Here is a 24,958-nt window from a genome sequence, read left to right as displayed (position 1 = left end):
GCGGCCGCGGGGGTCTCGGCATCCGGAGTCATGGCATCCGTCCTGGTCGCGTTCACGATCGTCACGAGCGCACCGCCAGCGTCGTGCCGCCGATGAACACCGCGCCCGAGGTGCGCTCCTCGGCCGTGGCGGGGCGGGGCTGACCGCGCTCGCTCACGTAGGCGAGCGTGGGGTCGGCCGTGTCGGGGGCGTTGACGAAGCTCTGGAACCGCTTGAGCTTCTCGGGGTCGGCGAGGGTCGCGGCCCACTCGTCCTCGTAGTTGTCGATGTGGGCGGCCATCGCCCGGTCGAGGTCTTCGGCGATGCCGAGGGTGTCGTCGAACACGACGCCCTTCAGCGCCTCGAGGCCGCCCTCGTAGTCCTCCATCCAGGGCGCGGTGCGCTGCAGCCGGTCCGCGGTGCGGATGTAGAACATCAGGAAGCGGTCGATCGCGCGCAGCAGCCCCTCGTCGTCGAGGCCCTCGGCGAAGAGCACCGCGTGGCGCGGGGTGAAGCCGCCGTTGCCGCCGACATACATGTTCCAGCCGGCCTCGGTCGCGATCACGCCGACGTCTTTGCCGCGGGCCTCGGCGCACTCGCGCGCACAGCCCGAGACGCCGAACTTGATCTTGTGCGGCGAGCGGAGGCCCCGGTAGCGCAGTTCGAGCTGCACGGCCATGCCCACGGAGTCCTGCACGCCGTATCGGCACCAGGTCGAGCCGACACACGACTTCACCGTGCGCAGCGACTTGCCGTACGCCTGCCCCGACTCGAAGCCGGCGTCGACGAGGCGCTTCCAGATGGCGGGCAGCTGCTCGAGGCGCGCCCCGAACATGTCGATGCGCTGGCCGCCGGTGATCTTCGTGTAGAGCCCGAAGTCACGGGCGACCTCACCGATCACGACGAGCCCCTCGGGCGTGATCTCGCCGCCCGCGATGCGCGGAACGACACTGTACGTGCCGTCGCGCTGGATGTTCGCCATCACGTGGTCGTTGGTGTCCTGCATCGTCGCGAGCTCTCCCTCGAGCACGTGCTCCGCGTACAGGCTCGCGAGGATGCTCGCGAGAGCCGGCTTGCAGATGTCGCACCCGCGTCCGGTGCCGAAGCGCTCGACGATCGCGGTGAAGGTTCGAAGCCCCGAGATCCGCACGGCGTCGAAGAGCTGCGCGCGGGTGAACGAGAAGTGCTCGCACAGCCCGTTCGAGACCTCCTTCCCGGATGCCGCGAGCTCGGTCGCCACGAGCTTCTTCACGAGCGTGAAGCACGAACCGCACGCAGCCCCCGCCTTGGTACAGGCCTTGACCTCGGCGGCATCCGCGCAGTCGTGCTCCGTCACGGCGCCGCGGACGGTGCCGGCGGTCACGCCGTTGCAGGAGCAGACGATCGCGTCGTCGGGCAGGTCGCCCTGCGGGGCCGGGGCGAGGTCGCTCGGCATGAGGTAGGCGGCCGGGTCTCCCCCGAGCGCGCGACCGACGAGCGGGCGGAGCGAGGTGTACGCCGAGGCGTCGCCGACCAGGATGCCGCCGAGCAGCGTTCGCGCGTCGTCGCTCAGCACGAGCTTCTTGTAGACGCCCGAGACCGGGTCGGCGTAGGTGACGTCGAGGGCGTTCGGGGTCTCGGCGAACGCGTCGCCGAAGCTGGCGACCTCGACGCCCGAGAGCTTGAGCTTGGCCGACGTGTCGAAGCCGTCGAACGCGGCCTCTCCCCCGAGCAGGCGGGTCGCGGCGACCTCCGCCATTGCGTAGCCGGGGGCGACCAGGCCGATGCACTGCCCGTCGAAGCTCGCGACCTCACCGATCGCGAGGATCGCCGGGTCGGAGGTGTCGCAGCCCGCGTCGATCACGACACCGCCGCGCGCGTCGACGGCGAGCTCCGCGGCGCGGGCGAGCTCGTCGCGGGGACGGACGCCGACCGTGAACACAACGATGTCGACGGCCTCCCACGTGCCGTCACGGAGCTCGAGGCCGCACACGGCGCCGGTCTTGTCGGCATCCACCCGGGTCGTCACCGACTGCGTGCGCACCTCGATGCCGCGCGCCTCGATGAGCCGCTGCAGCGCCTTCGCGCCGCCGAGGTCGAGCTGCGCCGACATGAGCCGCTCGTTCGACTGGAGCACGAACGGCGAGACGCCCTCGGCCTGGAGCGCACCGGCAGCTTCGAGGCCGAGCAGGCCGCCGCCGACGACAGCGCCGCGCAGGGGCCGGCCGAGCTGCGCGGAACGCCGCGCGATCCAGGCGCGCATACCGGCGACGTCGTCGAGCGTGCGGTAGACGAAGCAGCCGCGGTGGTCGAAGCCGTCGAGCGCGAGGCGCGCGGCGTAGGAGCCGGTGGCCAGCACGAGACGGTCGTACGCGTGCGTCTCGCCCGACGCCGTGGTGACGGTGCGGTTCGCGCGGTCGATTCTCGTGACCCGCGCGTCGGTGTGCACCCGCACCCGCTCGTGGTCGAGGACGGTGGGGTCGAGGGCGAGGTCGTCCGGCGTCTTGCCGCTGAAGATCCCGGTGAGCCCGACGCGGTCGTAGGGGCCGCGCGACTCGTCGCCGAGCACCGTGATCGACCAACGGCCGTCGGTGTCGCGGCTGGTGAGGCTCTCGACGAAGCGGTGGGCCACCATTCCCGCGCCGACGACCACGACGGATCCGGATGACGCGGGGTGGAGCATGCCGTCACCGTACGCGGCGGACTTTGCCGACGCGTCAGCGCCGTGTTTCGTTCCGGTTGCGGGATTCGAGCGGGCCATGCCCCGACGCTAAGCAGCCGAGGTTTCCCCCGCCGTCGCCCCGGCGTTACCCCCGGCGAACGTTTCTCTCACGCGGCGGCGGCGGTGGTGTGAGGTTTCGCCAGCGGCATCCGGTCCCTTGGACTAGCTCAGGGACCTCCGCCCAGGTGGCTGAGCCGACGCGCGAGGTGGCCGCGCCCGCAAGCAAGGTGGCTGAGCCCGTCGAAGCCACCGCAACCCGCAGAACGCCCGGACCCTTCGACAAGCTCAGGGACCTCCGTAGGTGGCTGAGCCCGTCGAAGCCACCGCAACCCGCAGAACGCCCGGACCCTTCGACAAGCTCAGGGACCTCCACCGAGGTGGCTGAGCCCGTCGAAGCCACCGCAACCCGTTACTCGACCGGCTCCAGCACGAACACCTCGATGCGCCGCTCGGTCTTCTTCTGGTACTCGTCGTAATCGGGCCAGACCTCGGTCGCGTAGCCCCACCACTCGTCGCGCTCGGCGCCCTCGGCCTGATGCGCGTCGTACTCCTTCTTCACGTCGCCGTCCTGCAGCGCGACGCGAGGGTTCTTCACGAGGTTGTAGAACCACGCGGGGTGCGCGGGAGCCCCACCCTTGGATGCCACGACCGCGTACTTTCCGTCGTGCTCGACCCGCATCAACGCGGTCTTGCGGAGCCCTCCGGTTTTGGCCCCGACCGTGGTCAGGACGATGATGGGAACGCCCCGCAGTTCGGCGGCTTCCCGGCCTCCCGAGGCCTCGAACGTCTCGGCCTGCTGGCGGGCCCATTCGCTGGTGCTGGGCAGATACTCTCCTGAGAGCGACATGTCACCACGATACGTCGGCGCCTCCCCCTCCGGTTCTCACCCTCCCCTGTTTCTTGGAGCCTTCATGAGCGCTTCTGCTCCCGAGACCACGGCCGCCTCCGAACCGAAGAACGGCCTCGACCGGTTCTTCGAGATCACCGCCCGCGGTTCGACCGTCGGGGCCGAGGTCCGCGGCGGCGTGGTCACGTTCGTGACGATGGCGTACATCGTCATCCTGAACCCGATCATCCTGTCCGGAACCCCCGACGTCGCCGGCAACGCCCTCGGCTTCCCCCAGGTCGCCGCGGTCACCGCGCTCACCGCGGGTGTCATGACGATGCTGTTCGGCCTCGTCACCCGCCTTCCGTTCGCGTTCGCCGCTGGCCTCGGGATCAACTCGTTCCTCGCCGTCGGCATCGTCGGCGAGGTCACGTGGCCCGAGGCGATGGGACTCGTCGTCATCAACGGCCTGATCATCGTGCTGCTCGCCGTCACCGGCCTCCGCCGGATGATCTTCGAGGCCGTTCCGCTCGCTCTCAAGACGGCGATCACGGTCGGCATCGGCCTCTTCATCGCCTTCATCGGCTTCGTCGACAGCGGTCTCGTCACCTCGACCGGGCTCAACTCTCCCCCGGTCGGCCTGGGCGTGGGTGGCTCGATCGCGACGATCCCGACCGCGCTGTTCGTTCTGACCCTCGTGATCACCGCTGTGCTGCTCGTCCGCAAGGTCAAGGCCGCGCTGCTGATCGGCCTGCTCTCGGGTACGGTCATCGCCGTGATCGTCCAGGCCGTCACCGGTCTCGGCGCCAAGGCCGAGGACAACCCCGGCGGCTGGGGCCTGAGCGTCCCGACTCTCCCCGCGCAGTGGGTGAGCCTCCCCGACCTGTCGCTGGTCGGCCAGGTCGACCTCGTCGGCTCCTTCGGCCGCATCGGCGTCCTCGCCGCCCTGATGCTCGTCTTCACGCTCGTCTTCACGAACTTCTTCGACGCGATGGGCACGATGACCGGCCTCTCCCGCGAAGCCGGTCTCGCCGCTCCCGACGGCACGTTCCCCCGTCTGCGCTCCGCGCTGGTGGTCGAGGGAATCGGCGCGGTGGCGGGTGGAGCGACCTCCTCGTCGTCGAACACCGTGTTCATCGAGTCGGGCTCCGGCATCGGCGAGGGTGCCCGCACGGGCCTCGCGAACGTCGTCACCGGCGGCCTGTTCCTGCTCGCGATGTTCTTCACCCCGCTCACGAGCATCGTTCCGACCGAGATCGCCGCCGCGGCGCTGGTGATCGTCGGCGCGCTGATGATGGCGCAGATCCGCCACGTCGACCTCAGCGACATGTCGGTACTCATCCCGGTCTTCCTCACCGTCACCGTGATGCCCCTGACCTATTCGATCGCGAACGGCATCGGCGCGGGCTTCGTCAGCTGGGTCCTCATCCAGTCGCTGTCGGGCCGCGTCCGCCGCGTGAGCCCCCTGTTGTGGATCGTCGCCGCCGGCTTCGTCGTCTTCTTCGCGCGCGGTCCGGTGGAGGCGCTGCTCGGCTGAGCCCGGTGCTTTGACGGGGCCCGGATGCCATGGCATCCGGGCCCCTCACATTCGTTGCCGCAGCGGCCCCTCAGAGCCTCTCCGCGCTGTTGAGGCGCGGGCGAAGATAGGCCACCGTCTGAACCACCGGCGCCAAGCCGAACACCGCGAACACGGGATACAACCCGATGATGGGCACCACAGTGATGATTCAGGTCAACGCCCCGTAGGTGTGACCGATCGAGACGGCTACCGCGACGAGAAGACTCAGGATGCCGGGGAGCATGGTCACGACGCCGATGATGACGGCACACCAGACGAGTTCGCCCACGACGAACCACCCCGGTCCCGCGTGGAGCAGCCACGCGAACATCGGATTGTTCTCGTGCCCGGTCGCAGGATCAGACCAATACGTCGTGGGCTGACCGAGCAGCGTGGACACCGAGTCGGTCAGCGAACACGCGCACGCGGGGAGGGCGATCAAGGCCCGCTGTCGTGGGTTCGGCTGTTGCCAAGCGTTTGCGACCACGCGTATGAATGCCCTTTCGACGAGACTCTCGCCGATGCTAGGACGCCGAATCGGAGGACCAGTCTTCACTTAAGCGACGTGCGGGAGCCTTTCACCCGTGGGGCGCCTCGGGGAGAGATCCAGCTCACCTGCTCCGATCACGCGTCGCCCCGAGATCGCACCCAAAGACGCCGGGTCTCCTCGTCATCACGAGCGGACCATGGTGAACGGTTCGAGGAGCGGTGACAGTGCAGCGACAAGCTCGCGCGCGGGAGCGCGGTCGTCGGCGCTCCGAGCCTCGAGTTCTCCAACCTCGATTCCGACCACCTCGCTCTCGGCGAGTGCACCCGCGCAGGCGTGAAGCTCGTCGAGGGTCAGGCCGCCGCGCACCGCGTAGTCAGTCGGTACGATCCCGGGTTCCAGCACGTCGCAGTCGATGTGCACATACACCGGACGCCCAGCGATTGCGCGCCGCAGCCGTTCGGCCAGGTCTGGCCCCGGCAGCACGGACGCCACCGCCCCGGCCTCGATGAGTACTCGCTCGGCAGGGTCGGGATCGCGCACTCCGACGAGCACGGCGTTGTCCGCGCGAAGGCCCGCGCCCAGCCCCGAATCCCACAGCCCGAGGGGGCCTGCGAACGCCAACCCGCCGAGGTAGCCGGAGTCCGTGGTCCCCGGAGTGTGCAGGTCGGCGTGCGCGTCGAACCACACCACCACGGCATCGGGCCGGTGCCGGGCGACGACCGGGAGAGTGGCCAGCGCGACCGCGCACCGGCTCAGCGCGGTCACCGGCACTGCCCCCTCCCGGAACACCTCGTCGAGATGGCTCGAGAGGCGCAGAAGGTCGGGGCGGGCGGCATCCAGTTCCTCCTTCCAGCCGCCGCTGATCGCCGGCGAAGGGGTGCCGATGACCACGGATGCCGTGCCCAGGCGGTCCGTGAAGGCCTCGGTGAGGAGCCGGGAGGCGAGCATCGCCCGGTCGTTGTGGTCTCCGGCACGGGCGGCGAAGTGAGTGAGAGCGATCGACATGCGGCCAGGTTAGAAATCGACGAAGTGGAGGCGCAATCGGCGAAAAGGCAGCACTTCGTGGCATCCATCATCGATATGCGAACCGGAAGTAGGCTGAGTGTGTGATCGACGACCTGGACCGCGAGATCCTCGCCCGACTGCGGGTGAACAGCCGGGCCCCGCTGGCTGCGCTCGCGCGCGACCTCCATGTGAACCGCGCCACGGTGTCCGCGCGCATCGATCGGCTGGCGGCCACCGGGGTGATCGAGGCGTTCACGATCCGGCTCACGGACGAGGTGGATCGCGACAGCATCCGCGGAGTGGTGCTCGTGGCATCCGAGCCCGCGCGCGGGCAGGACATCGTGCGAGGGATCCGTGGACTCCCCGAGGTCGAAGAACTGCACTCGACCCTGGGCGTCTGGGACCTCGTCGTTCACCTCCGCGCGAGCAGCATGGAGCGCTTCGACGACGCGCTCGAGCGCATCCGCGCGTTGCCCGGCGTGACGAGGACCGAGACGAGCCTGCTGTTCAACTCCCTGACGCGCGACCACTGAGCCCGGGAATGCGAAAGGGCCCGGATGCCATGGCATCCGGGCCCCGAAAGCGAAACGTCAGAGCGCTTCGATGATCTCGCGCATCAGCGACGCGGTCTCGGACGGCGTCTTGCCGACCTTGACGCCGGCGGCCTCGAGGGCCTCCTTCTTCGCCTGGGCGGTACCGGCCGAGCCGGAGACGATGGCGCCGGCGTGGCCCATGGTCTTGCCCTCGGGGGCGGTGAAGCCGGCGACGTAGCCGACGACGGGCTTGGTGACGTTCTCGGCGATGTAAGCGGCGGCGCGCTCCTCGGCGTCTCCACCGATCTCGCCGATCATGACGATGGCCTTGGTCTCGGGGTCGGCCTCGAACGCCGCGAGGGCATCGATGTGGGTGGTACCGATGACCGGGTCGCCGCCGATGCCGATGGCGGTCGAGAAGCCCAGGTCGCGCAGCTCGAACATCATCTGGTAGGTCAGGGTTCCCGACTTCGACACGAGGCCGATCGGGCCCTTGCCGGTGATGTTCGCGGGCGTGATGCCCACGAGCGCCTCGCCGGGGGTGATGATGCCGGGGCAGTTCGGGCCGATGATGCGGGTCTTCTCGCCCTTCGACTTCGCGTACGCCCAGGCCTCGGCGGTGTCGCCGACGGGCACGCCCTCGGTGATGACGACGAGGAGGGGGATCTCGGCGTCGATGGCCTCGACCATCGCGTCCTTCGTGAAGGCCGGGGGCACGAACGCGATCGACACGTCGGCGCCGGTCTCGCGGATGGCCTCTTCGACCGAGGCGAAGACGGGCAGCTCGACGTCGTTGCCGGCGGCATCCTTGTGCGTGACGGTGGTGCCGGCCTTGCGGGCGTTGACGCCACCGACGACCTGGGTGCCGGCCTTGAGCATGAGGGCGGTGTGCTTGGTGCCCTCGCCGCCGGTGATGCCCTGGACGATGACCTTGGAATCCTTGTTGAGGTAGATAGACATGTTCTCTTTTTCCGGTCCCTGAGCTTGTCGAAGGGTTACGCGTTGGCCAGTTCGGCGGCCTTGTCGGCGCCCTCGTCCATACCGGCGGCGAGGGTGACGAGCGGGTGGTTGGCGGCGGCGAGGATCTCGCGACCCTCCTCGACCTGGTTGCCGTCGAGGCGCACGACGAGCGGCTTGGTCGCGGTGTCGCCCAGGATCTCGAGGGCCTTCACGATGCCCTCGGCCACGGCGACGCACGAGGTGATGCCACCGAAGACGTTGACGAAGACGCTCTTGACCTGCTCGTCGCCGAGGATGACGTCGAGGCCGGCGGCCATGACGGTCGCCGAGGCGCCGCCACCGATGTCGAGGAAGTTGGCGGGCTTGACGCCGCCGTGCTTCTCGCCGGCGTACGCGACGACGTCGAGGGTCGACATAACGAGCCCCGCGCCGTTGCCGATGATGCCGACCTGGCCGTCGAGCTTGACGTAGTTGAGGTCGTGCTGCTTGGCCTTCGCCTCGAGCGGGTCGGCGGCGTCCTTGTCTTCGAGCGCCTCGTGGTCGGGGTGGCGGAAGCCGGCGTTCTCATCGAGCGAGACCTTGCCGTCGAGGGCGATGATGTCGCCGTCCTCGCTCTGGATGAGGGGGTTCACCTCGACGAGCGTGGCGTCCTCGCCCTTGTAGACGTTGAAGAGCTTGACGAAGACGTCAGCGACCTTGGGCGCCAGCTCGTCGTCGAACTTGGCGGCGCGAGCGATCTCGAGCGCCTTCTCGGGCGTGATGCCCTCGATCGGGTCGACCTCGATGCGCGCGAGGGCTTCGGGACGCTCGACGGCGAGCTCCTCGATCTCCATGCCGCCCTCAACGCTAGAGAGCGAGAGGTACGAGCGGTTCGAACGGTCGAGCAGCACCGAGAAGTAGAACTCCTTGGCGATGCGAGCGCCGGCCGCGACCATGACGCGCTTGACGACGTGGCCCTTGATGTCGAGGCCGAGGATGGCCTGCGCCGCCTCGAAGGCCTCGTCGGGGTTCTTGGCGACCTTCACGCCGCCGGCCTTGCCGCGGCCTCCGGTCTTGACCTGAGCCTTGACGACGACGACGCCACCGAGCTTCTCCGCGGCCGCCTTCGCCTCCTCAGGGGTGTCGGCGATGATGCCGGCGAGCACCGGCACCTCGTACTTCTCAAAAAGATCACGTGCCTGGTACTCGTAGAGATCCACGGACAATCCTTCGCTGGGCGATCGGTGGTGGGAGGAGGCAAAAGTCTCTCGATATCAAGAGATCTGCGCCAATCGATAAGCCTACTAGACAGGTCCGCCGCCCCCGACCCCAGCCCGTCCGAACGGAGGGGGTCCCGGATGCCGGGACCCCCTCTGTTCGCTCCGGATCAGGCTCAGGAGTCGCGGCGCGGCGCAGCCCCGAGGCGGATGCGACGCACGTTGAGCCAGTAGAAGACCGGGGTCATCAGGACCACGATGGCCGACATCGCGATGACGATGACAAGTGTCTGGTGCTGACCGAGCAGCGCGAAGACGAGGTAGCCGAGGCTGGAGGCGAGGGCCATGACGAAGCTGTTGAGCCAGATGCGGCCCTTGCTGGGGGGTGCTGCGGGGGTGGACACGGGTTCTCCTTCGGTGAGGTGTCGTCGGTCCGCGCGGGTGCGGGTCGACATGTGGGGTCAGGCGAGCGAGGTCAGCGCGGGGAGAAAGCGGCGAGGAGCCGATCGGGATGCCGATCGAGGTAGTCCCCGCTGACCCTGATCGCCACGACGGCACCGACCACGGCCAGCACCAGCGCGGCGAGGAGCACCAGGTCCACCGGGAGGAACGCCTGGACCAAAGAGCTCAGCCATCCGGCCGCGAGAACGAGGCCGATGGCGGCACCCGACGCGCCGAGCGCGCGCACCACCAGCGTGCTGCGGTCCCCCTGCGGAGCCTCCTGGTCGTACGCGTTCCGCGAGCTCGAGACCGCGCCGACGGCGAAAGACAGGGCCAGAGCGGCGAGCGCGGAGATGAGCGCGGTCGGAATCTGGTCGGCGGTCCCGCTCGCGATTCCGAGACCGATGGTGACCGCGGCCACCGCGGGAACGAGGAACAGCGATACGGCCAGCATCTTGCCCCGCAGCACGGAGGCGAGCGACGCACCGGTCTGTACGGTCAGTTCGATCCCCCGCCCATCCCAGGCGAAGAGGTTCAGCAGCACGCCCGACGCCATCGCCACGGTTCCGATGGCCGCGGCGAACGGGAGCCCCGTCGTATGCACCTGCGCCACAGCGAACATCACGCCGACGACGGGGCCGACAATGAGGAACTGTGCGGCACGCGGCGCCCGGAAGAAGTAGTAGCGCAACTGCTGGCTCGCCGCCCCGAGGGCCGCACCGGCCGAGAACGGGCGCAGCACCGGCGGCACGAGCGGCAGCTCGCGCGCCGAACGGTGATGGGGGGATGCCACGGCACGAGCCGTGTGGCCCTTCACATGCCGCCGCAGCGCGACACCCCAGAGCAAAAGGGCGAGCGCGATCGTCACGACCACGATCCCGAACCGCGCGAGGGCACCGGGCAGGTCGCCCGCATCGAGGACGTAGCCGACGGCCGCTGCCGCCCCGGGAGGCGTCCAGGTCAAGATCGTGACGAAGATCGCCCCCGCGTTCTCGGCCACCCCCAGGATCGGAGCGAACACGTGCGGCAGAACGTAGATCGAGACCACCACGAGGCCCGAGAGGACGACGGCCAGATCGCGTCCGCGTCGTGCCGACAGCGCTTCCGCGAACAGGGCGCGCACGGCGTACGACGTCGCCACGCACATCACGGTGAACAGCAGCCCGGCCGCAACCGCGGCGAGCCGGCTGGCCACATCGACGTGGATCTGCGCGACGCCGCCGATCGCGGTGAGGAACGTCGCGGCCGCCGTGGGCGAGAACAGTCCGCCGAGGAGCAGGCCGCTCACCTGTTGGGTCCTGCTGAGCGGGTACTGCTCGAGAACCGTGGGGTCGATGATGTTCGCGATCGGCAGCGGGGTGGTGATGGGGAGCACGGCCCACCCGACGAACAGCGCCACGAACAGCAGGAGCACGAGAAGATCGCCGAACGCCTCGAGACCGGAGTCGAGCGTCGCCACGAGCGCTCCGCCGCACAGCCCCACCAGGATGCCGAGCGCCCAGCCGAGCGCGAAGGTGGCGATGCCGAGAGCGGAGGCGCGCGCGCCCCCGATCTGGATCGCGAGCCTCAGGCGGGCGAGGACGAGAGCCATGCGAGATCCCCCTCCGCGAGGTCGCGGCCGCCGACGATATCGACGAACGCCTCCTCCAACGAACCGTGGGGCGCGAGTTCGGCCACGGTGCCCTCGGCGACGAGGGTGCCCTTGGCGATGATGGCCACGCGGTCGCACAGCTTCTGCACCACGTCGAGAACGTGGCTCGAGAAGACGACGGTGCCGCCGCCCTGGCGGAAGCGCTGCAGCATCTGCTCCATGACCTGCGTGTTGACGGGGTCCAAGGCGCCGAACGGCTCGTCGAGGATCAGCACGCGCGGACTGTGCAGCATCGCGACGGCGAGGCCGACGCGCTTGGTCATCCCGAGCGAGAAGTCGGCAATGGGCCGCCCCGCGTCGGCTTCCAGGTCGAGCACGCGAAGCAGATCGTCGCCGCGGCTGCGAATGTCGGCGGATGCCATTCCGCGCAGCATTCCCGCGTAATCGAGCATTTCGCGTGCGGTGAGGCGTCCGAACAGCGGCGGATTGTCGGCGACATATCCGAGAAGGGCCTTCGCGTGCCGGGGGTTGGGCCACACCGAGACTCCCGCGACCTCGATCGTGCCGGCATCCGGCTCGAGCAGCCCGGTGATCATCCGGATCGACGTGGTCTTGCCCGCGCCGTTCGGACCGGCGATGCCGTAGAACGAACCCTGCGGAATGGTGAGGTTCAGACCGTCGACGCTGGTCACGTCGCCGAACTTCTTCATCACACCCGCAACCTGAATAGCCCCTGTCATATTGCTGAGAATAGGGGAAGAATGCGGTGCGATTGTGACGTTCTGCCGAACTACTTCCACATTTCGCCGCTGTTCCTGTTGTCCGGATACAACAACACTGAGCACGAGCTGGCCTACGTGCGAAGAAGCCACCGCCGGCGACTCGTCACTCGCCCGAACCTGTCTTCACCCCGCACCAGGCGATCGCGCCCCTCCTTCGACGGACGGCACGCCGAATCACGGCAGTCGTCGTCGTTCAGTGCTCGGCAATCCGCCGCGCGGAGATGGAGCGCCGCCCGAACCACGCGAACGCGATGAGCACGAGCGCCCCGCCCGAGAGCAGCCCGTCTGCAATGCCGGCCAGCAGCAAGAAAATCATGAGCACGAGAGTCACCACGCACATCACGACGGTCAACGCGAGACCCATAGTCGATCGCACAACACGCCTATGCCCCCGAGGAGTCGCAGAACGCCGAAGATTCCGCTCATGACCATCAGCAGGGAGAGATTGTCCTGAAAGTAGGGCAGCGCGAAGTGGAAGCGCTCGCCGACGTCGGCCTGGCCGACGCCCAGCAAGACGAGGACGGGGAGCGCGAGCAACGCGCCGATCTCCATCACCACTGCCTGCCCGATCACGAGCCACGCAGCGACGCGGTACCGCCAGCCCAAGGCGGCGCGCGGCAGAGTAGTCGACATGTCCGCATGATAGAGGGCGTATGGTTCCTCGCTCACGCCATATCCGTCTCAGAGTCCCGATCCGCACGGCCGTGGCAGCCATGCTTCACCTCCGAGTTCCTCACGGCTCGAGCCGCCACGTGACTCACACCGGCGGCGACCGCCGAGGGTCCTGCTGTGGAGCGCTTCCGCCGAGGCTCAGATCCAGCCTCGCTCCCGCGCGTGGATCGTCGCCTGCTGCCGGCTCGCCAGCCCGAGCTTCCCGAGCACCGATGAGACGTGGTTGCGCACGGTCCCGGCCGAAAGGTGCAGTGCCGAAGCGATCTCGGCCACCGTCTCCCCGCGCGCGCCCGCCCGCAGCACGTCGAGTTCGCGGTCGGTGAGCGGGCTCCGTTCGTCACTCAGCGCGTCGGCGGCGATCTCGGGGTCGACGTAGCGTCGCCCGGCGGCGACCTCGCGGATGACCGCGGCCACGTCATCCGCGGGCCGTGATTTCGGTAGGAAGCCGTCGACCCCCGCACCGAGCGCGCGCCGCAGCACGCCGGGACGCGCGTGACGCGTGACGATCACGCACCGCGACGGCACACGCCGCAGGATCCGCGCTGCCGTGTCGACGCCGTCGAGCCCGGGCATCTCGAGGTCGAGCAGGCACACGTCGGGGCGCAGCCGTTCGGCCTCGGCGATCGCGCTCTCGCCGTCGCGGCACTCCCCCACCACTTCGAGATCGGGCTCGAGCCGCAGCAGCGCGGCGAGCGCCGTACGGATCATGTCCTCGTCATCGGCGATGAGCACGCGGATCATGCCGGCACCTCCTCGGGCACGCGAACGGTGATTCGGAACAGATCGCCCGCGTGGGCGGCATCCACTGTTCCGCCGACGCGCCGGACGCGCTCGGCGATTCCCGACAGCCCCGCGCCGTCTCCGACCGGAGACGCTGCGGCGCGCGCGTCGTTCTCGACGATCAGCACCCACGACCCCTGGTGTCGAGCGAGGGAGAGGGATGCCGAGACCCCACCACCGTGCTTGAGCACGTTCGTCGTCGACTCGCGGATCACCGGCCCCAGCACGTCAGCGGGGGCGCGGCCGGCCTCGGTGTCGACGAGAAGCTCGACGGTGAGACCCGCCGCGCGGAGCAGATCGGCGGCGTTGGCGAGCTCGTCGGGAAGGGGTACCCCGCGGAAGCGGGCCGCGAGGTCGCGGGTCCCGCGCCGCGCGTCGTCGACGCTCGCGCGGGCTGCCCGCACCTGCTCCACAGCCGCCTCGGGATCGCGTCCCATCATCTTCTCGGCGAGCTCGAGCTGCAGCGCGATCACCTGGAGGTGGTGTCCCTGCAGGTCGTGGAGATCGCTCGCGAGGCGCAGGCGTTCCTGCGCGGCGGCGAGACGACCCTCCGCACGACGGGCGCGATCGAGCTCACGCACGATGTCCCACCACCACAGCGAGGTCGCGGTCAACGGCGGCAGCATCGCGATGAAGATGCCCATCCCGAGGATCTGGGCGACGTACCCGCCCGGGTTGAGGCGAGTGGCCTCGATCACCCAGGCGGCGATGATCACGACGGTCAGCAGCACGACGAGACGAAGGCGGATACCCGCGCGCCACCGCACGAGGCACAGGGCCTGGGCGACGAGCACGGCACCGAGCAGCAGGGAGCCCGCCGCCGCTCCGGCGAGCGCAGCCGACACCACTCCGGCCAGCACCCAGGGCCACACCGGGCGCCGGGCGCTGGGATCGCCGTCGTCGAGCGGCTCGCGCCGGTAGTGAAGAAGCAGCAGGATCGCGGATGCCACCGACCCGCCCGCCCCGACCAGGTACAGCACCGTGATCCACACCGGCTCGTTCAGGACGAGGACGAGTGCCCAGATCACCAGGCCGAAGACGTGCAGCATCATGATCGAGACGACCGTGTACCACCACGTCACGCGGACGTCGCGGGCGTAGGCGGCGGCGGGGGAAGTGCTCACCCCGGCCACTGTACGGCCGTGACATTCGTCATGGGTGGGGCGCAACATCCTCCCGATTCACCGTGACACCGTGACACTGCCGCCGGAGGGCCGCTCTCGCTGGGATGGAATCACCGCGGAACACGCCGCGGTCTCATCCCCCAGGAGCAGCCATGTCGAACCCCGTCTCCGACCTCGTCCTCGGTTTCCAGAACCTCGTCGCCGAGGTTCCCGACCTCGTCCAGCCCCTCGTCGTCGCGCTGGCAGGCGCCGTGCCCTTCATCGAGGGCGAGGGGGCTGCCGCGATCGGCATCATCGGCGGCATCCCGCCGATCGTCGCCGCTCTCGCCGGAGCCGTCGGCAACCTGATCTGCGTCGCCATCGTCGTGCTCGCGACCTCGCGTGTGCGCACCGCCGTGACCACGCGGCGGGGCGGCGCCGAGAAGCCCGTCACCGCGCGCCGCGAGAAGTTCGAGCGGGCGTACCACCGCTATGGAACGCCCGGCGTGAGCCTGCTCGGCCCCCTGCTGCTGCCCACGCAGTTCACGGCCGCGGCCCTCACCTCGACCGGTGTCCCGCCGATGCGTGTGCTCGCGTGGCAGGCCGCGGCGATCGCCCTGTGGACGACGGTGATCACGCTGATCATCACGGGAGTCATCCGCGCGGTGGCGTGAGCCCGGGAGGGCGGGCCGCGGACCCAGGTCGCGGTCGTATCCCCGCGAGGACGCACCCGTTTGTCGAGGACGCACCGGATGGGCCCCGAACGGGGGCGTCCTCGCCGAACGGGTGCGTCCTCGCCGAACGGAGGCGTCCCGAGCGAACGGAGGCGTCCCGAGCGAACGGGCACGGCGGCGTCGGTGGGGCCGCACCCGGTCAGCACCTCGAGACCGCACCCGGGTCAGCTCAGCTTCGCCTGCAACTGCTCCATCGTGGCGATCTCCGTCATCTGGGTCTCGACGATGCTCCTCGCGAGCGAGACGGCCGCGGTGTTCGACCCCGCTTCGATCTCCTCTTGCGCCATGTCGACGGCGCCGCGGTGGTGCTGGATCATCTGAGACAGGAACAATCGCTCGGCCTCATCACCCGACGCCTTCTCCAGAGCCGTGATGTCGTCCGCGTTCATCATGCCGTCGCCATGGTGCATCGATCCCGCGTTCGAGGCATCCACTCCCCAGCCCTCCAGCCACCCCTGCATCTTGTCGATCTCGGGCTGCTGGGCGGCCTTGATGTCCTCCGCCAGCGCCGTCACGCGTTCGTCGATGCCGTCCTTCGCGAGCAGAGTGTCCGACATTTCCACGGCCTGCGCGTGATGAGGAATCATCATGCTCGCGAACATGACATCAGCGTCGTTCCGATCGCTCGACGCGGGCGGTGCGCTGTGATCGCCGTGGTCCATGCCCGACATCGAGCTCCCCGTGCCGGCGCATCCGGCGATCGCGAGCAGCAGAGCGAGCGTGGCGCCGGCCATCGACGCGGAACGGATTCTCATCGGGGCGTCCTCCTGGTGGCTGATGAAGCGGTGTCGGCCTCAGGGTACTGAGGCGCGCGAAGCACTGCCCACCGTGGCGATCAGGTCAGCCCCAGAAGTCGCGGTGCGGCTCCGCAGCCTCTTCCTGCAGGTGCGGCCCGGACACGACGGTGTCCCGTCCGCCGTGCGCGAAGACGTCGCGCGAGGGCAGATCGAGGGCCGCACCGTCGTCCTCGGGTCCGGCGAGCGCGATGAGCCCCGTCCCCGAGAGCGCGTAGATCACGCGGCCGATCCCCGCCCAGAAGATCGCACCACAGCACATCGCGCAGGGTTCGCACGAGGTGAAGAGAGTGGATGCCGGCAGCTCAGCGGCATCCACCTCCTTCCACACGCGGCGCACGAGGTTCGTCTCCGCGTGGCCGGTGACGTCACGGTCGGTGAGCACGGTGTTCTCGGCTTCGATGACGCGGCCGTCGCCGGTGACCAGGAGCGCGCCGAACGGGTGGTTGCCGTGATCGCGAGCGAGCTGGGAGAGCTCGATCGCTCGGCGGAGGTGGGCGAGGTCGGTCGTGTCGAGGGTGTCGGCCATGAGTCGATGATGGCGGGTCGCGACGCTCATAGCACTCCCATAGCTTCTCTTGGCCGCGGGTAGGGCGCTCTTTGGCCGCGAACAGGGATCGGCGTCTTCTCTGGTGCCATGGACCCCGAGCAGAGCACCCCCGACACCGCCCCGGGCAACGCGGCCGACCTGGCCTCGCACCCGGGGGCCTCGCACCCACAGACCTCGCGCGCACAGACCTCGCGCGCACGCGCCCCGCGCCGCCGCGTCGCCCGGCGCGCCTTCCTCACGGGCGGCCTGAGTCTCGTGCTCGTGGCGGGCGGGGTCACGTGGTGGGCGGCCGACCGATTCCTCATCCCGCACGTCGAGGTGACCGACGTCGCGGCCTACGAAGCCGAGCACGCGGCCGTGGTCACCACCACCACACCCGAACCGGAGGCGACCACCCTCACCGACACGAGCTACAGCAACGGCTCCACCTCGGTGACCCTGTCGACGGTCACGACCGACGCCCTCACCTCTTACGTCGCCGACGTCGTGCTCGGCGATGCCACCGATCTGCGGTCGGCTTTCGCGAACAACCAGTTCGGCGAGAACATCACGCAGACCACGAGCGAGATCGCCGCCGACAACGCCGCGGTGTTCGCGATCAACGGTGCGGCGGGCGTCCCTGACCGTCACGATCAGGATGCCGCGGACCAGGGGCGTTCCCGGGTTCGCGGCATCCTTCGCGAGCAGGGGCGGGCTCCCGGCAGCTCCGTCACACCCCGGGCCGTACATCTCACCGCATGACCTGCGCCCGCCCGACGTTCGCCGAGATCTCCGAGTGGGTCACCGATTACGAGAAGCAAGATCGCGTCGCCCACGCGACCGTGCACGTCCTCCCCCAGGAAGACCCCGCGCATCTCGAGTCGGGAATCGTCGCGGTCCATTTGAATCACGGCCCCACCTCGATTTACCGCGACCTCGACTGCGACCCGAAGTGGACGGCCGCCCTCACGGAGCGATCCGGCGCGTTCCCGCTCTCGGGCGGACACCTCATCGCCCTCGGCGAGGAGCTTCTGACGACCGGGCGACTCAGCGAGTACCTGCACTCGCGGACGAACTGACCCCCGCCGCCCACGAAGCAGCTGCGCACCACCGATCCGCTCGCGGTGACGCCGAAGACCGTCCCGTTCCACAAACGGGTTCTGCGTCACGACGGGCCAGCCAGCCGTGCGACCACGTCGGCCAGCTCGCCGACGGGTAGCGTCCCGTCCAGTTCGAGTGTCGCGCTCCGCCGGAGGAGCGGCTCGACCGCCGTGACGTAGGCGAGGATCTCCTGCTGCTGTGCCGCGGTGTGACCGTACGGATTGTTCGCGCGAGCACGCACCCGTTCGAGGAGAACCTCCGCGGGGGCGCTCAGCAGCACGACGTGCTCGAAACGGTCGCAGAAGGAGCCTTGGTTCTCGCTCGTCCCCGAAACCACGACCGTCGACTCCGCGGCCAGCAGTGCGGTCATGCGGTCGACATCCCACGGACCGCCGTTGCCGTCGGTCCATCCGTCGTAGTCGGTGTCGACGGTGCGATATCCGCGCGCGGCCAGCTCGCCGAGCACCGTCGACTTCCCCGCGCCCGACATTCCGGTGATCAGGACCCTCGCCATGCCGTCACGCTACCCGGGTGAGATGGTCCCTGCGGGTTCGCTGGCATACTCGGCATCCCGGCGCTTCGCCGCTGAGGGAGAGCAAGTACGCGACGCCCAGCCACTTGATCGTTTGGAACGCGATCGCTCGCGGCTCGCACGACGAGAAAAGGGGGTCACCGCCCGACCTCTAGGGTTGACAGTCATGGATCTCGAGCGCCGCGCGCGAACCCTGACCGACCCCGACGCCCCCTCCTTCCATCTCTCTGCCCCGTACGGGCGGATCAACGACCCCAATGGGCTCATCGTGGTGGATGGTGTGGCACACGCGTTCTACCAGTGGGGACCGTCGTTTCCCGATCGTGCCGGCATCGGGTGGGGACATGCCTCCTCGAGCGACCTGATCCGGTGGACCCACCACGGCATGGCCTTCGAACCGGATGCCGACTACGACCGCGACGGCTGCTACTCGGGGTCAGCGATTCCCGCCGACACGGGTGCCGACTTCTTGTACACCGGCAACGTCAAGCACCCCGACGGCACCCGCGAAGCCCACCAGGTGCACGTGCACACCGACGACTTCGTCACGTTCACGAAGAACGTCAACGGCCCGGTCGTGCCCGACGCCGCCCGCCCCCCGGGGCACACGGCGCACTTCCGCGACCCGATGGTCTACGCGTGCGACGGCGGGCGTCTGCGGATGTGCATCGGCGTCCAACGAACCGACGAGACCGGTGCCGTGCTGCTGTACAGCGCCGAGTCGGCGGCCGGCCCGTGGCGCTTCGACGGTGAGCTCGCGGTGGACGGGCTCGACGCGGCATCCGCGGGGTACATGTGGGAATGCCCGAACATCTTCCGGCTGACCGACGAAGAGACGGGGTTCGAACACGACGTGCTCGTGATCTGCCCCCAGGGCGCGACCGACCCCGCGATCAATCCGTTCGGCGTCGCGGACGTCTGCGGGTACGTCGTGGGCCGTCTCGAGGGAACCCACCTTCGCGACACGACCGGATTCCGGCTGCTCGACGCCGGCTTCGAGTTCTACGCACCGCAGGTCTTCGCGGGGCGCGGCACCACCCGCGATGCTCTGCTGCTGTCGTGGGCGGGCATGCCTGCCGAAGACGATCAGCCCTCGCGAGCCCACGACTGGGTGCACACGCTGTCGGCACCGAGACGCCTCACGCTGCGCGGCGGCGTGCTTCACCAGGCACCCGCCGTCGACCGCGCGGACTTCGGCGTCACGATCCCGCTGGACTCAGCCGCCCTCGAAGGGGACGAGAGCCTCGCCCTCCCCGTGCCCGGCGATGCGCGGACGAGCTGGCTCACCCTCCGCGTGCGCATCGCGGACGGCGCGCAGGCCCGTCTGCGGATCGGACCGGACGCTGCCCCCCTCACCGTCGATCTCGACGCCGACGCCCTGACCGTCGATCGCTCGGCCACGCGCTACGTCGACGGCGGGGCTCGACGCGAGGTCGCCCTCCCCGCCCCGGCGGGCGCTGTCCGCACCATCGACCTGCTGATCGACCGGTCGGTCGTCGAGGTGATCGTCGACGGCACGGTGGCATTCACCGCGCGGGCTTTCTTCGCGCCGGGGCCGGTCGCCGTGACGTTGAAGGCCGTCGGCGGCGGGGTGACCCTCGTCGAGGGCGAGTCGTCGGCGTTCTCCGCGCACTGAGCGTCACATACGTCGCCCATTTGGGCGGAGCCGGGTCAGCACCCTACTATGTCAAACGTTTGACAGAGTGTGTCAATCGGTCCTCCCCTTCACCGCCGTCGACCTTCAGGACTTCCCGATGCAGCACGACCTCGTCGCCCGCTCCGTTCTCACCGCGCTCGGTGGACCCGAGAACATCCAGGTGGCCGCGCACTGCGCGACCCGACTGCGGATCGTGACGGTCGACAAGACCAAGATCCATCAGGCGGCGCTGGATGCCGATCCCGACGTGAAGGGCACGTTCGAGGCGGGCGGGCAGTTCCAGATCATCATCGGCCCGGGCGACGTGGACAAGGTCTACGAGGAGCTCGTCGCGCTGTCGGGCGTGCGGGCCGCGTCGAAGGACGAGGTCAAACAGGTCGCCGGCCAAGGCGGCAACGTCGTCGTGCGGTTCATCAAGATGCTGTCCGACATCTTCGTGCCGGTCCTCCCGGCGCTGATCGCCGGCGGCCTCCTGATGGCGCTCAACAACGTGCTGACGGCGCCGGGCTTGTTCGGCCCCGATGCGGTGACCACGACGCTGCCGTGGCTGGCCGACCCCGCCGCGCTCATCAACCTCCTGGCATCGGCCGCCTTCGCGTTCCTTCCGGTGCTCGTGGCCTTCTCCGCGGGTCAGCGGTTCGGCGCGAACCCCTACCTGTCCGCGGCCCTGGGGGCTGCGATGGTCACCCCGTCGCTGGTGAACGGTTACTCGGTCGCGCAGGCGATCGCCGACGGAACCATGACCTACTGGAACATCCTCGGCTTCGACGTCGCACAGGCCGGGTACCAGGGCACCGTCATCCCCGTCCTCGCGGTCGTCTACCTGCTCTCGTTGTGCGAGAAGCTGCTGCGCCGCGTGCTCAAGGGGACGTTCGACTTCCTCTTCACGCCGATGATCGCGCTGCTCGTGACCGGCATGGCGACCTTCGTCGTGGTGGGTCCCGCGATGCGCTGGGTCAGCGACGCCATCACTTTCGGCCTGTCCTGGGTGTACGACAGCTTCGGCTTCGTCGGCGGTGCGCTGTTCGGACTCGCCTACTCCCCCATCGTCGTCACAGGGCTCCACCAGAGCTTCCCCGCGGTCGAGCTCAGCCTCATCGCGCAGGGCGGCTCGTTCATCTTCGCGATCGCCTCGATGGCCAACATCGCGCAGGGCGCCGCGTGCCTCGCCGTCTTCCTCTTGGTTCGCCGCGGCTCCAAGCTCCGGGCGATGGCGGGTGCCTCGAGTCTCTCGGCCCTCCTCGGGATCACCGAGCCCGCGATCTTCGGCGTCAACCTGCGCTTGCAATTCCCCTTCTTCATCGGCATGGGTGCCGCGGCCGTCGCCGGCGGCTTCATCAGCGCTCTCGGTGTGAAGGCGATCTCCCTGGGTGCCGCGGGTCTCATCGGTTTCGTCTCGATCCAGCCCTCGTCGATCCCGCTCTTCCTCCTGTGCGCGCTGATCAGCTTCGTGCTGTCGTTCGGCGCCACCCTTGGCTACGGCCGCTGGCGCGTCGCCCGTGGGCGCTCGCTCGACCCGACCGAGGGCGTGGCACCGCTCGACGCGTCGGCGGCCGTCGACTCACCCGACGTCAGCATCGACGTCGCCGCCACCAGCGCCACCGACCCCGTGGCATCCGATCTGCCCGATGCACGCATCGACATCGTCTCGCCCGCGCGGGGCCGGCTGATCCCGCTCTCGGAGGTGCCCGACCCGATGTTCTCGGGCGGCGTGCTCGGCGGCGGCGTGGCCGTGGTGCCGAGCGACGGCGATGTCACCGCACCGGTCGCCGGCGTGCTGACCGCGGTGTTCCCGACCGGCCACGCCTACGGCATCACGACCGACGACGGCATCGAGGTGCTGGTGCACATCGGCATCGACACCGTCAACCTGAAGGGCGAGCACTTCACCGCCCTGGTCGCCGCGGGCGAGCGCGTCGAGGTGGGCACCCCGCTGGCACGGGTCGACTGGGCGGCCGTCCGCGCCGCCGGGTACGAGATCACGACGCCGATCGTCATCACCAACTCCGACAGCTTCGAGGTCGTCGACTCCGTCGAGGCGGCGGACGTCGCACCCGGAGACCCGATCTTCCACGTGCACCGGAACCCCGTCGCTCCGCACGCCTGATCCGGCGCGGTCGTCGCGGCGCGCCCCTGCCGGTCGCGCCGCGGCTACCGCACGGTCTCGCCGCGGCGGAGCGTCACCGGCAGCACCGTCTCGGCCGGGACATCGCCGTCGGGTGACTCGATGCGCTGCATGAGCAGCCTGACCGACTCGTCCGCCAGCCGATCCACGGGCTGCAGCACCGTGGTCAGGGTCGGAGCGAGATGTCGAACGGCCGCCGATCCGTCGTACCCGACCACTCCGAAGTCGTCGGGAACCCGAACGCCCCGCGTGCGCGCCCATTCCACAGCCATCAGGGCGCTGACGTCGTCGGTGCAGAACGCGGCGTCGTAGCCGCCCTCGTCGAGGGCGCTCTCGATGAGAGCTCGCCTCTCGTCGAGGCTCGACCCGAAGCCGTACGCCAGCAACGACTCCGTCAGTCCGTGCGCGCCCACGACCTCGCGGTAGCCCGACCGGCGCGCCGAGCCGAGGTCGTCGCGAGGTGTGACGAAGAGGATGCGCCGGTACCCGGCATCCACCAGCAGGCGAGTCGCGAGAGAGGCACCCGCACGGTTGTCGCTTCGGACATCCGGGATGCCGGGACCCAGTCGCCGATCGAGAGCGACGATCGGAAGCCCGGCCGTGCGGTACAAGCCGACGTCGTCATTGTGGGTGGAGGTGATGACCCCGGCGACCTGGTGCGCGAGGAGCAGTTCGAGCGACGCCGTTTCGCGCTCGACGCTGCGCAGACTGTCACAGAGGAGGGTCCGATACCCCCGATCGGCGAGGTTCGCCTCGACCGCGGCGGCGAACTCGCCGAAGAAGGGGTCGGCGACCGTCGGAACGATCAGCCCCACGACCCGCGTCCCCCGGCCGAGAAGAGAGCGGGCCACCTCGTTCGGCCGGTACCCGAGTTCGGCGATGGCCCGGTGGACATCGGCGCGGACTCTGTCGCTGAGGTAGCCGCGGTCGTTCAACACCCGCGACACCGTGGTCACCGAGACACCGGCGCGGGCCGCCACATCGGCAAGGGTCGGACGCGACACATACCCTCCCCGGACGGATCAGCCCGTCGCACGGACCGGTTCTCAGCCTAAACGGCCGGGAGCAGCCCCCGTTCGGCGAAGACCTTCTTCGCCGTGGGTGTCGTGTTCCACGGCATCGCGGTGATCACCGCGGCCACCCTGGCCATGACGCTGCGCAACCGCTGACGGCGGGACCGCGCGACGGCGACGGAGCTTCGAGGCCGGTGGATGCCGCTGCGACGCGCCGATTCACGCGCGTCGCGCGTCGTCATAGGCGCTTCTCGCAGCGAGGATGACCTCGATGTTCTGGTTCCGCACGCTGCTGCACACCGCAGGACGCCTCGTGGCTACGTACCCGGGCACGGCGAAATGGATGCTGATGCACGGGCCGACCGTGACCGCCGCTCTCCCCATCCTCGAGGCGGGCACGGCTGTCCTGTCCGAGAGCGGCTTCGGAGCGCGCACCAGTTTCGCCTACGCCGCCCTCTTCAACAACGCCATGCTCACCGTCTCGCTCAACGACGATCGCCTGCAGCACGAGGGCGACGGCCCCCGCGACCACGCGACCATGATGGACGAGTTCCGCAGGATGCCGACGGCATCCCCTCACGCCCACGATCTCGGGCGGGAGATCATCGGCCCCTTCGCCGAGGGCGGGCAGACGGCCGTGCAGACGCGGTGGGCGTACTACGACTTCGTCGTCGACACCACGATCGCCGGACTCGACGCGAGCCTCCGCCCGACCGCCGGGTGAGTGGGAACGCGGATGCCGTTGCACCCACGCCAGCGCGTCGACGCATGCCCCGCGCGGCTCCCACGAAAGGACGTCCTATGACCATCGAACCCGGCATCTACGAGCACTTCAAGGGTCAGCGCTACGAGGTGTTCGGCACCGCGAGGCATTCCGAGACCGAGGAGGTCTTCGTCTCGTACCGCAAGCTCTACGACGATTACTCGTACTGGGTGCGTCCGGTGGAGATGTTCACGGGCGCCGTCGAGCGGGATGGGTACTCGGGGCCGAGGTTCCGCCGCATCGTGTAGCTCTCGACTTGCCGATGGGGCGGGCGCGGAACTCGGTATGTACGCGGGGTCGTGCGACCTCTGTCGAGAGATCAGCGAGCTTCGAAAGCGAGCCGTCCGGCGAGCAGAACATACGTCGCCGCGAACGTGCGGCGAAGCCACGCCATGACCTTCGGGTGCGTGATGACCTGGTTGCGCATCGTCGCGGCGAAGACGCCGTAGAGCGCGAACACGACGAACGTCAGCGCCATGAACACGAGGCTGAGCGAGACCATGTGCCAGGTGCCGTTGGCTTCGCCCGCAGGAACGAACTGCGGGAGGAAGGCGAAGAAGAAGATCGGATCCACCTTCTGAGACATTCGCGTGCAGCACCGCTTCACCTCCACGCCGGACGGCTTCACCTGCTCAGACGGCGATGCCGTTCCCGGCGGCGCAAGACCGTCAATGTGGCCACCGCAGCCACGAACATCAGAGCCATGACCGGGACGCCCCATTCCGCATGCACTCCGAGTCGACCAGCGTTCCGGAAGCCTTCGAAGAGAGGAAGGCCCAAGAGGTCGACAGGCATCACGACATCGCCCGCCGCGTAGCGCGCAGACTCAGCCGCAAAGAAGAACGCGGCGGTCGTCGCAGCAAGCACAAGGACTGCGGTGGCGGCCGCAATGGTCGCGACCGCGATCGTCATTGGGCCGGGGTTGCGTCTTGCGCTGACTGACGTCATTGGCTTCGTCCTTTCGGGTTTCGTGCGCACCATTGCACACCCAGAAGCACGTAGGCATGCCATTACTCGAGAAACTTCACCCCGCACCCACCAGGCCGCCGCGCCGAGCACCGACTCGGCCGACTCATGACGTGGCGAGAGTTGG

Annotated in this window: 29 protein-coding genes; 9 read left to right on the top strand and 20 right to left on the bottom strand. The window is 69.2% G+C overall.

The features are described from left to right. Positions 1-61: 61 nt before the first annotated feature. The gene (gene nirB, locus AB0O24_RS11815) at positions 62-2,641 is read right to left on the bottom strand and encodes a nitrite reductase large subunit NirB (RefSeq protein ID WP_363375129.1); all 2,580 of its coding nucleotides are present in this window, start codon (positions 2,639-2,641) and stop codon (positions 62-64) included. A 448-nt stretch (positions 2,642-3,089) separates the two neighbouring features. Beyond that, positions 3,090-3,527, bottom strand: a complete 438-nt coding sequence (locus tag AB0O24_RS11810) for a nitroreductase family deazaflavin-dependent oxidoreductase (RefSeq protein WP_363375069.1) — start codon at positions 3,525-3,527, stop codon at positions 3,090-3,092. A 64-nt stretch (positions 3,528-3,591) separates the two neighbouring features. Between AB0O24_RS11810 and AB0O24_RS11805 the strand changes: the two genes are divergently transcribed. Further along, positions 3,592-5,043, top strand: coding sequence for an NCS2 family permease (locus tag AB0O24_RS11805; protein ID WP_363375067.1), 1,452 nt, complete (start codon positions 3,592-3,594; stop codon positions 5,041-5,043). Between the two features lie 190 nt (positions 5,044-5,233). Here the strand turns inward: AB0O24_RS11805 and AB0O24_RS11800 are convergent, their stop codons facing one another. Then, the gene (locus tag AB0O24_RS11800; RefSeq protein ID WP_363375064.1) at positions 5,234-5,506 is read right to left on the bottom strand and encodes a hypothetical protein; all 273 of its coding nucleotides are present in this window, start codon (positions 5,504-5,506) and stop codon (positions 5,234-5,236) included. A gap of 231 nt (positions 5,507-5,737) precedes the next feature. Beyond that, entirely contained in the window at positions 5,738-6,559 is an 822-nt protein-coding gene (locus tag AB0O24_RS11795) for an arginase family protein (RefSeq protein ID WP_363375061.1), read from the bottom strand. 101 nt (positions 6,560-6,660) lie between these two features. Here AB0O24_RS11795 and AB0O24_RS11790 point away from each other — a divergent pair, with 101 nt between their 5' ends. Beyond that, complete coding sequence (locus AB0O24_RS11790) at positions 6,661-7,092, top strand: Lrp/AsnC family transcriptional regulator (RefSeq protein ID WP_363375058.1); 432 nt, start codon at positions 6,661-6,663, stop codon at positions 7,090-7,092. Between the two features lie 57 nt (positions 7,093-7,149). Here AB0O24_RS11790 and sucD read toward each other — a convergent pair whose 3' ends face one another. The 9 genes from sucD to AB0O24_RS11745 form a co-directional block, all read right to left on the bottom strand. Then, positions 7,150-8,052 (bottom strand): succinate--CoA ligase subunit alpha, encoded by a 903-nt coding sequence (gene sucD, locus AB0O24_RS11785; RefSeq protein ID WP_363375055.1) that lies wholly within the window; start codon positions 8,050-8,052, stop codon positions 7,150-7,152. A gap of 35 nt (positions 8,053-8,087) precedes the next feature. After that, positions 8,088-9,251: an ADP-forming succinate--CoA ligase subunit beta gene (gene sucC, locus AB0O24_RS11780; RefSeq protein ID WP_275801293.1), complete on the bottom strand. Its 1,164-nt coding sequence runs from the start codon at positions 9,249-9,251 to the stop codon at positions 8,088-8,090. Positions 9,252-9,424: 173 nt separating this feature from the next. Continuing rightward, complete coding sequence (locus tag AB0O24_RS11775) at positions 9,425-9,652, bottom strand: hypothetical protein (RefSeq protein ID WP_363375053.1); 228 nt, start codon at positions 9,650-9,652, stop codon at positions 9,425-9,427. A gap of 71 nt (positions 9,653-9,723) precedes the next feature. Beyond that, the gene (locus AB0O24_RS11770) at positions 9,724-11,280 is read right to left on the bottom strand and encodes a hypothetical protein (protein ID WP_363375051.1); all 1,557 of its coding nucleotides are present in this window, start codon (positions 11,278-11,280) and stop codon (positions 9,724-9,726) included. Beyond that, positions 11,256-11,990, bottom strand: a complete 735-nt coding sequence (locus AB0O24_RS11765; RefSeq protein ID WP_363375127.1) for an ABC transporter ATP-binding protein — start codon at positions 11,988-11,990, stop codon at positions 11,256-11,258. The genes AB0O24_RS11770 and AB0O24_RS11765 overlap by 25 nt, the downstream gene beginning before the upstream one ends. A 265-nt stretch (positions 11,991-12,255) precedes the next feature. After that, positions 12,256-12,414, bottom strand: coding sequence for a hypothetical protein (locus AB0O24_RS11760; protein ID WP_363375048.1), 159 nt, complete (start codon positions 12,412-12,414; stop codon positions 12,256-12,258). Continuing rightward, complete coding sequence (locus tag AB0O24_RS11755; protein ID WP_363375045.1) at positions 12,411-12,695, bottom strand: hypothetical protein; 285 nt, start codon at positions 12,693-12,695, stop codon at positions 12,411-12,413. The genes AB0O24_RS11760 and AB0O24_RS11755 overlap by 4 nt, the downstream gene beginning before the upstream one ends. A 177-nt stretch (positions 12,696-12,872) precedes the next feature. Beyond that, the gene (locus tag AB0O24_RS11750; RefSeq protein ID WP_275801283.1) at positions 12,873-13,475 is read right to left on the bottom strand and encodes a response regulator transcription factor; all 603 of its coding nucleotides are present in this window, start codon (positions 13,473-13,475) and stop codon (positions 12,873-12,875) included. Further along, a complete protein-coding gene (locus tag AB0O24_RS11745; protein WP_363375043.1) occupies positions 13,472-14,638 on the bottom strand; it encodes a histidine kinase in 1,167 nt (388 codons plus the stop codon). Before AB0O24_RS11745 ends, AB0O24_RS11750 begins: the two co-directional genes overlap by 4 nt. A 152-nt stretch (positions 14,639-14,790) precedes the next feature. Here AB0O24_RS11745 and AB0O24_RS11740 point away from each other — a divergent pair, with 152 nt between their 5' ends. Continuing rightward, positions 14,791-15,291, top strand: a complete 501-nt coding sequence (locus tag AB0O24_RS11740) for a small multidrug efflux protein (RefSeq protein ID WP_275801279.1) — start codon at positions 14,791-14,793, stop codon at positions 15,289-15,291. Positions 15,292-15,515: 224 nt separating this feature from the next. Here AB0O24_RS11740 and AB0O24_RS11735 read toward each other — a convergent pair whose 3' ends face one another. Further along, a complete protein-coding gene (locus tag AB0O24_RS11735; RefSeq protein ID WP_363375040.1) occupies positions 15,516-16,106 on the bottom strand; it encodes a DUF305 domain-containing protein in 591 nt (196 codons plus the stop codon). A gap of 85 nt (positions 16,107-16,191) precedes the next feature. Further along, complete coding sequence (locus tag AB0O24_RS11730) at positions 16,192-16,674, bottom strand: nucleoside deaminase (RefSeq protein WP_363375037.1); 483 nt, start codon at positions 16,672-16,674, stop codon at positions 16,192-16,194. Between the two features lie 108 nt (positions 16,675-16,782). Here AB0O24_RS11730 and AB0O24_RS11725 point away from each other — a divergent pair, with 108 nt between their 5' ends. After that, positions 16,783-17,436: a hypothetical protein gene (locus AB0O24_RS11725; RefSeq protein WP_363375035.1), complete on the top strand. Its 654-nt coding sequence runs from the start codon at positions 16,783-16,785 to the stop codon at positions 17,434-17,436. Continuing rightward, positions 17,433-17,753, top strand: coding sequence for a hypothetical protein (locus AB0O24_RS11720; protein ID WP_363375032.1), 321 nt, complete (start codon positions 17,433-17,435; stop codon positions 17,751-17,753). Before AB0O24_RS11725 ends, AB0O24_RS11720 begins: the two co-directional genes overlap by 4 nt. An 86-nt stretch (positions 17,754-17,839) precedes the next feature. On the opposite strand, the gene AB0O24_RS11715 is transcribed toward AB0O24_RS11720, so the two are convergent. Next, positions 17,840-18,289 (bottom strand): AAA family ATPase, encoded by a 450-nt coding sequence (locus tag AB0O24_RS11715; protein WP_363375029.1) that lies wholly within the window; start codon positions 18,287-18,289, stop codon positions 17,840-17,842. Positions 18,290-18,473: 184 nt separating this feature from the next. Between AB0O24_RS11715 and AB0O24_RS11710 the strand changes: the two genes are divergently transcribed. Then, entirely contained in the window at positions 18,474-19,943 is a 1,470-nt protein-coding gene (locus AB0O24_RS11710; protein ID WP_363375027.1) for a GH32 C-terminal domain-containing protein, read from the top strand. Positions 19,944-20,010: 67 nt separating this feature from the next. Continuing rightward, positions 20,011-22,071 (top strand): sucrose-specific PTS transporter subunit IIBC, encoded by a 2,061-nt coding sequence (locus AB0O24_RS11705; protein WP_363375024.1) that lies wholly within the window; start codon positions 20,011-20,013, stop codon positions 22,069-22,071. Positions 22,072-22,115: 44 nt separating this feature from the next. Here AB0O24_RS11705 and AB0O24_RS11700 read toward each other — a convergent pair whose 3' ends face one another. After that, entirely contained in the window at positions 22,116-23,093 is a 978-nt protein-coding gene (locus tag AB0O24_RS11700; RefSeq protein WP_363375021.1) for a LacI family DNA-binding transcriptional regulator, read from the bottom strand. Between the two features lie 47 nt (positions 23,094-23,140). Then, positions 23,141-23,344, bottom strand: a complete 204-nt coding sequence (locus AB0O24_RS11695) for a hypothetical protein (protein WP_275801266.1) — start codon at positions 23,342-23,344, stop codon at positions 23,141-23,143. 29 nt (positions 23,345-23,373) lie between these two features. Between AB0O24_RS11695 and AB0O24_RS11690 the strand changes: the two genes are divergently transcribed. Next, complete coding sequence (locus AB0O24_RS11690) at positions 23,374-23,826, top strand: hypothetical protein (RefSeq protein ID WP_307382569.1); 453 nt, start codon at positions 23,374-23,376, stop codon at positions 23,824-23,826. Positions 23,827-23,903: 77 nt separating this feature from the next. Further along, positions 23,904-24,113 (top strand): DUF1653 domain-containing protein, encoded by a 210-nt coding sequence (locus AB0O24_RS11685; protein WP_275801262.1) that lies wholly within the window; start codon positions 23,904-23,906, stop codon positions 24,111-24,113. A gap of 71 nt (positions 24,114-24,184) precedes the next feature. On the opposite strand, the gene AB0O24_RS11680 is transcribed toward AB0O24_RS11685, so the two are convergent. Beyond that, on the bottom strand, positions 24,185-24,451 hold the full coding sequence (locus AB0O24_RS11680) for a LysE family transporter (RefSeq protein ID WP_275801260.1): 267 nt from the start codon (positions 24,449-24,451) through the stop codon (positions 24,185-24,187). Positions 24,452-24,489: 38 nt separating this feature from the next. After that, positions 24,490-24,777 carry a transcriptional regulator gene (locus tag AB0O24_RS11675; RefSeq protein ID WP_363375015.1) on the bottom strand — a complete coding sequence of 96 codons (288 nt, stop codon included), beginning with the start codon at positions 24,775-24,777 and terminating at the stop codon, positions 24,490-24,492. Positions 24,778-24,958 lie beyond the last annotated feature (181 nt).

Origin of the sequence: Microbacterium sp. NPDC086615 (assembly GCF_040686055.1) — a bacterium.
Lineage (GTDB): Bacteria > Actinomycetota > Actinomycetes > Actinomycetales > Microbacteriaceae > Microbacterium.
This window is presented reverse-complemented; position numbering and strand designations above follow the sequence as displayed.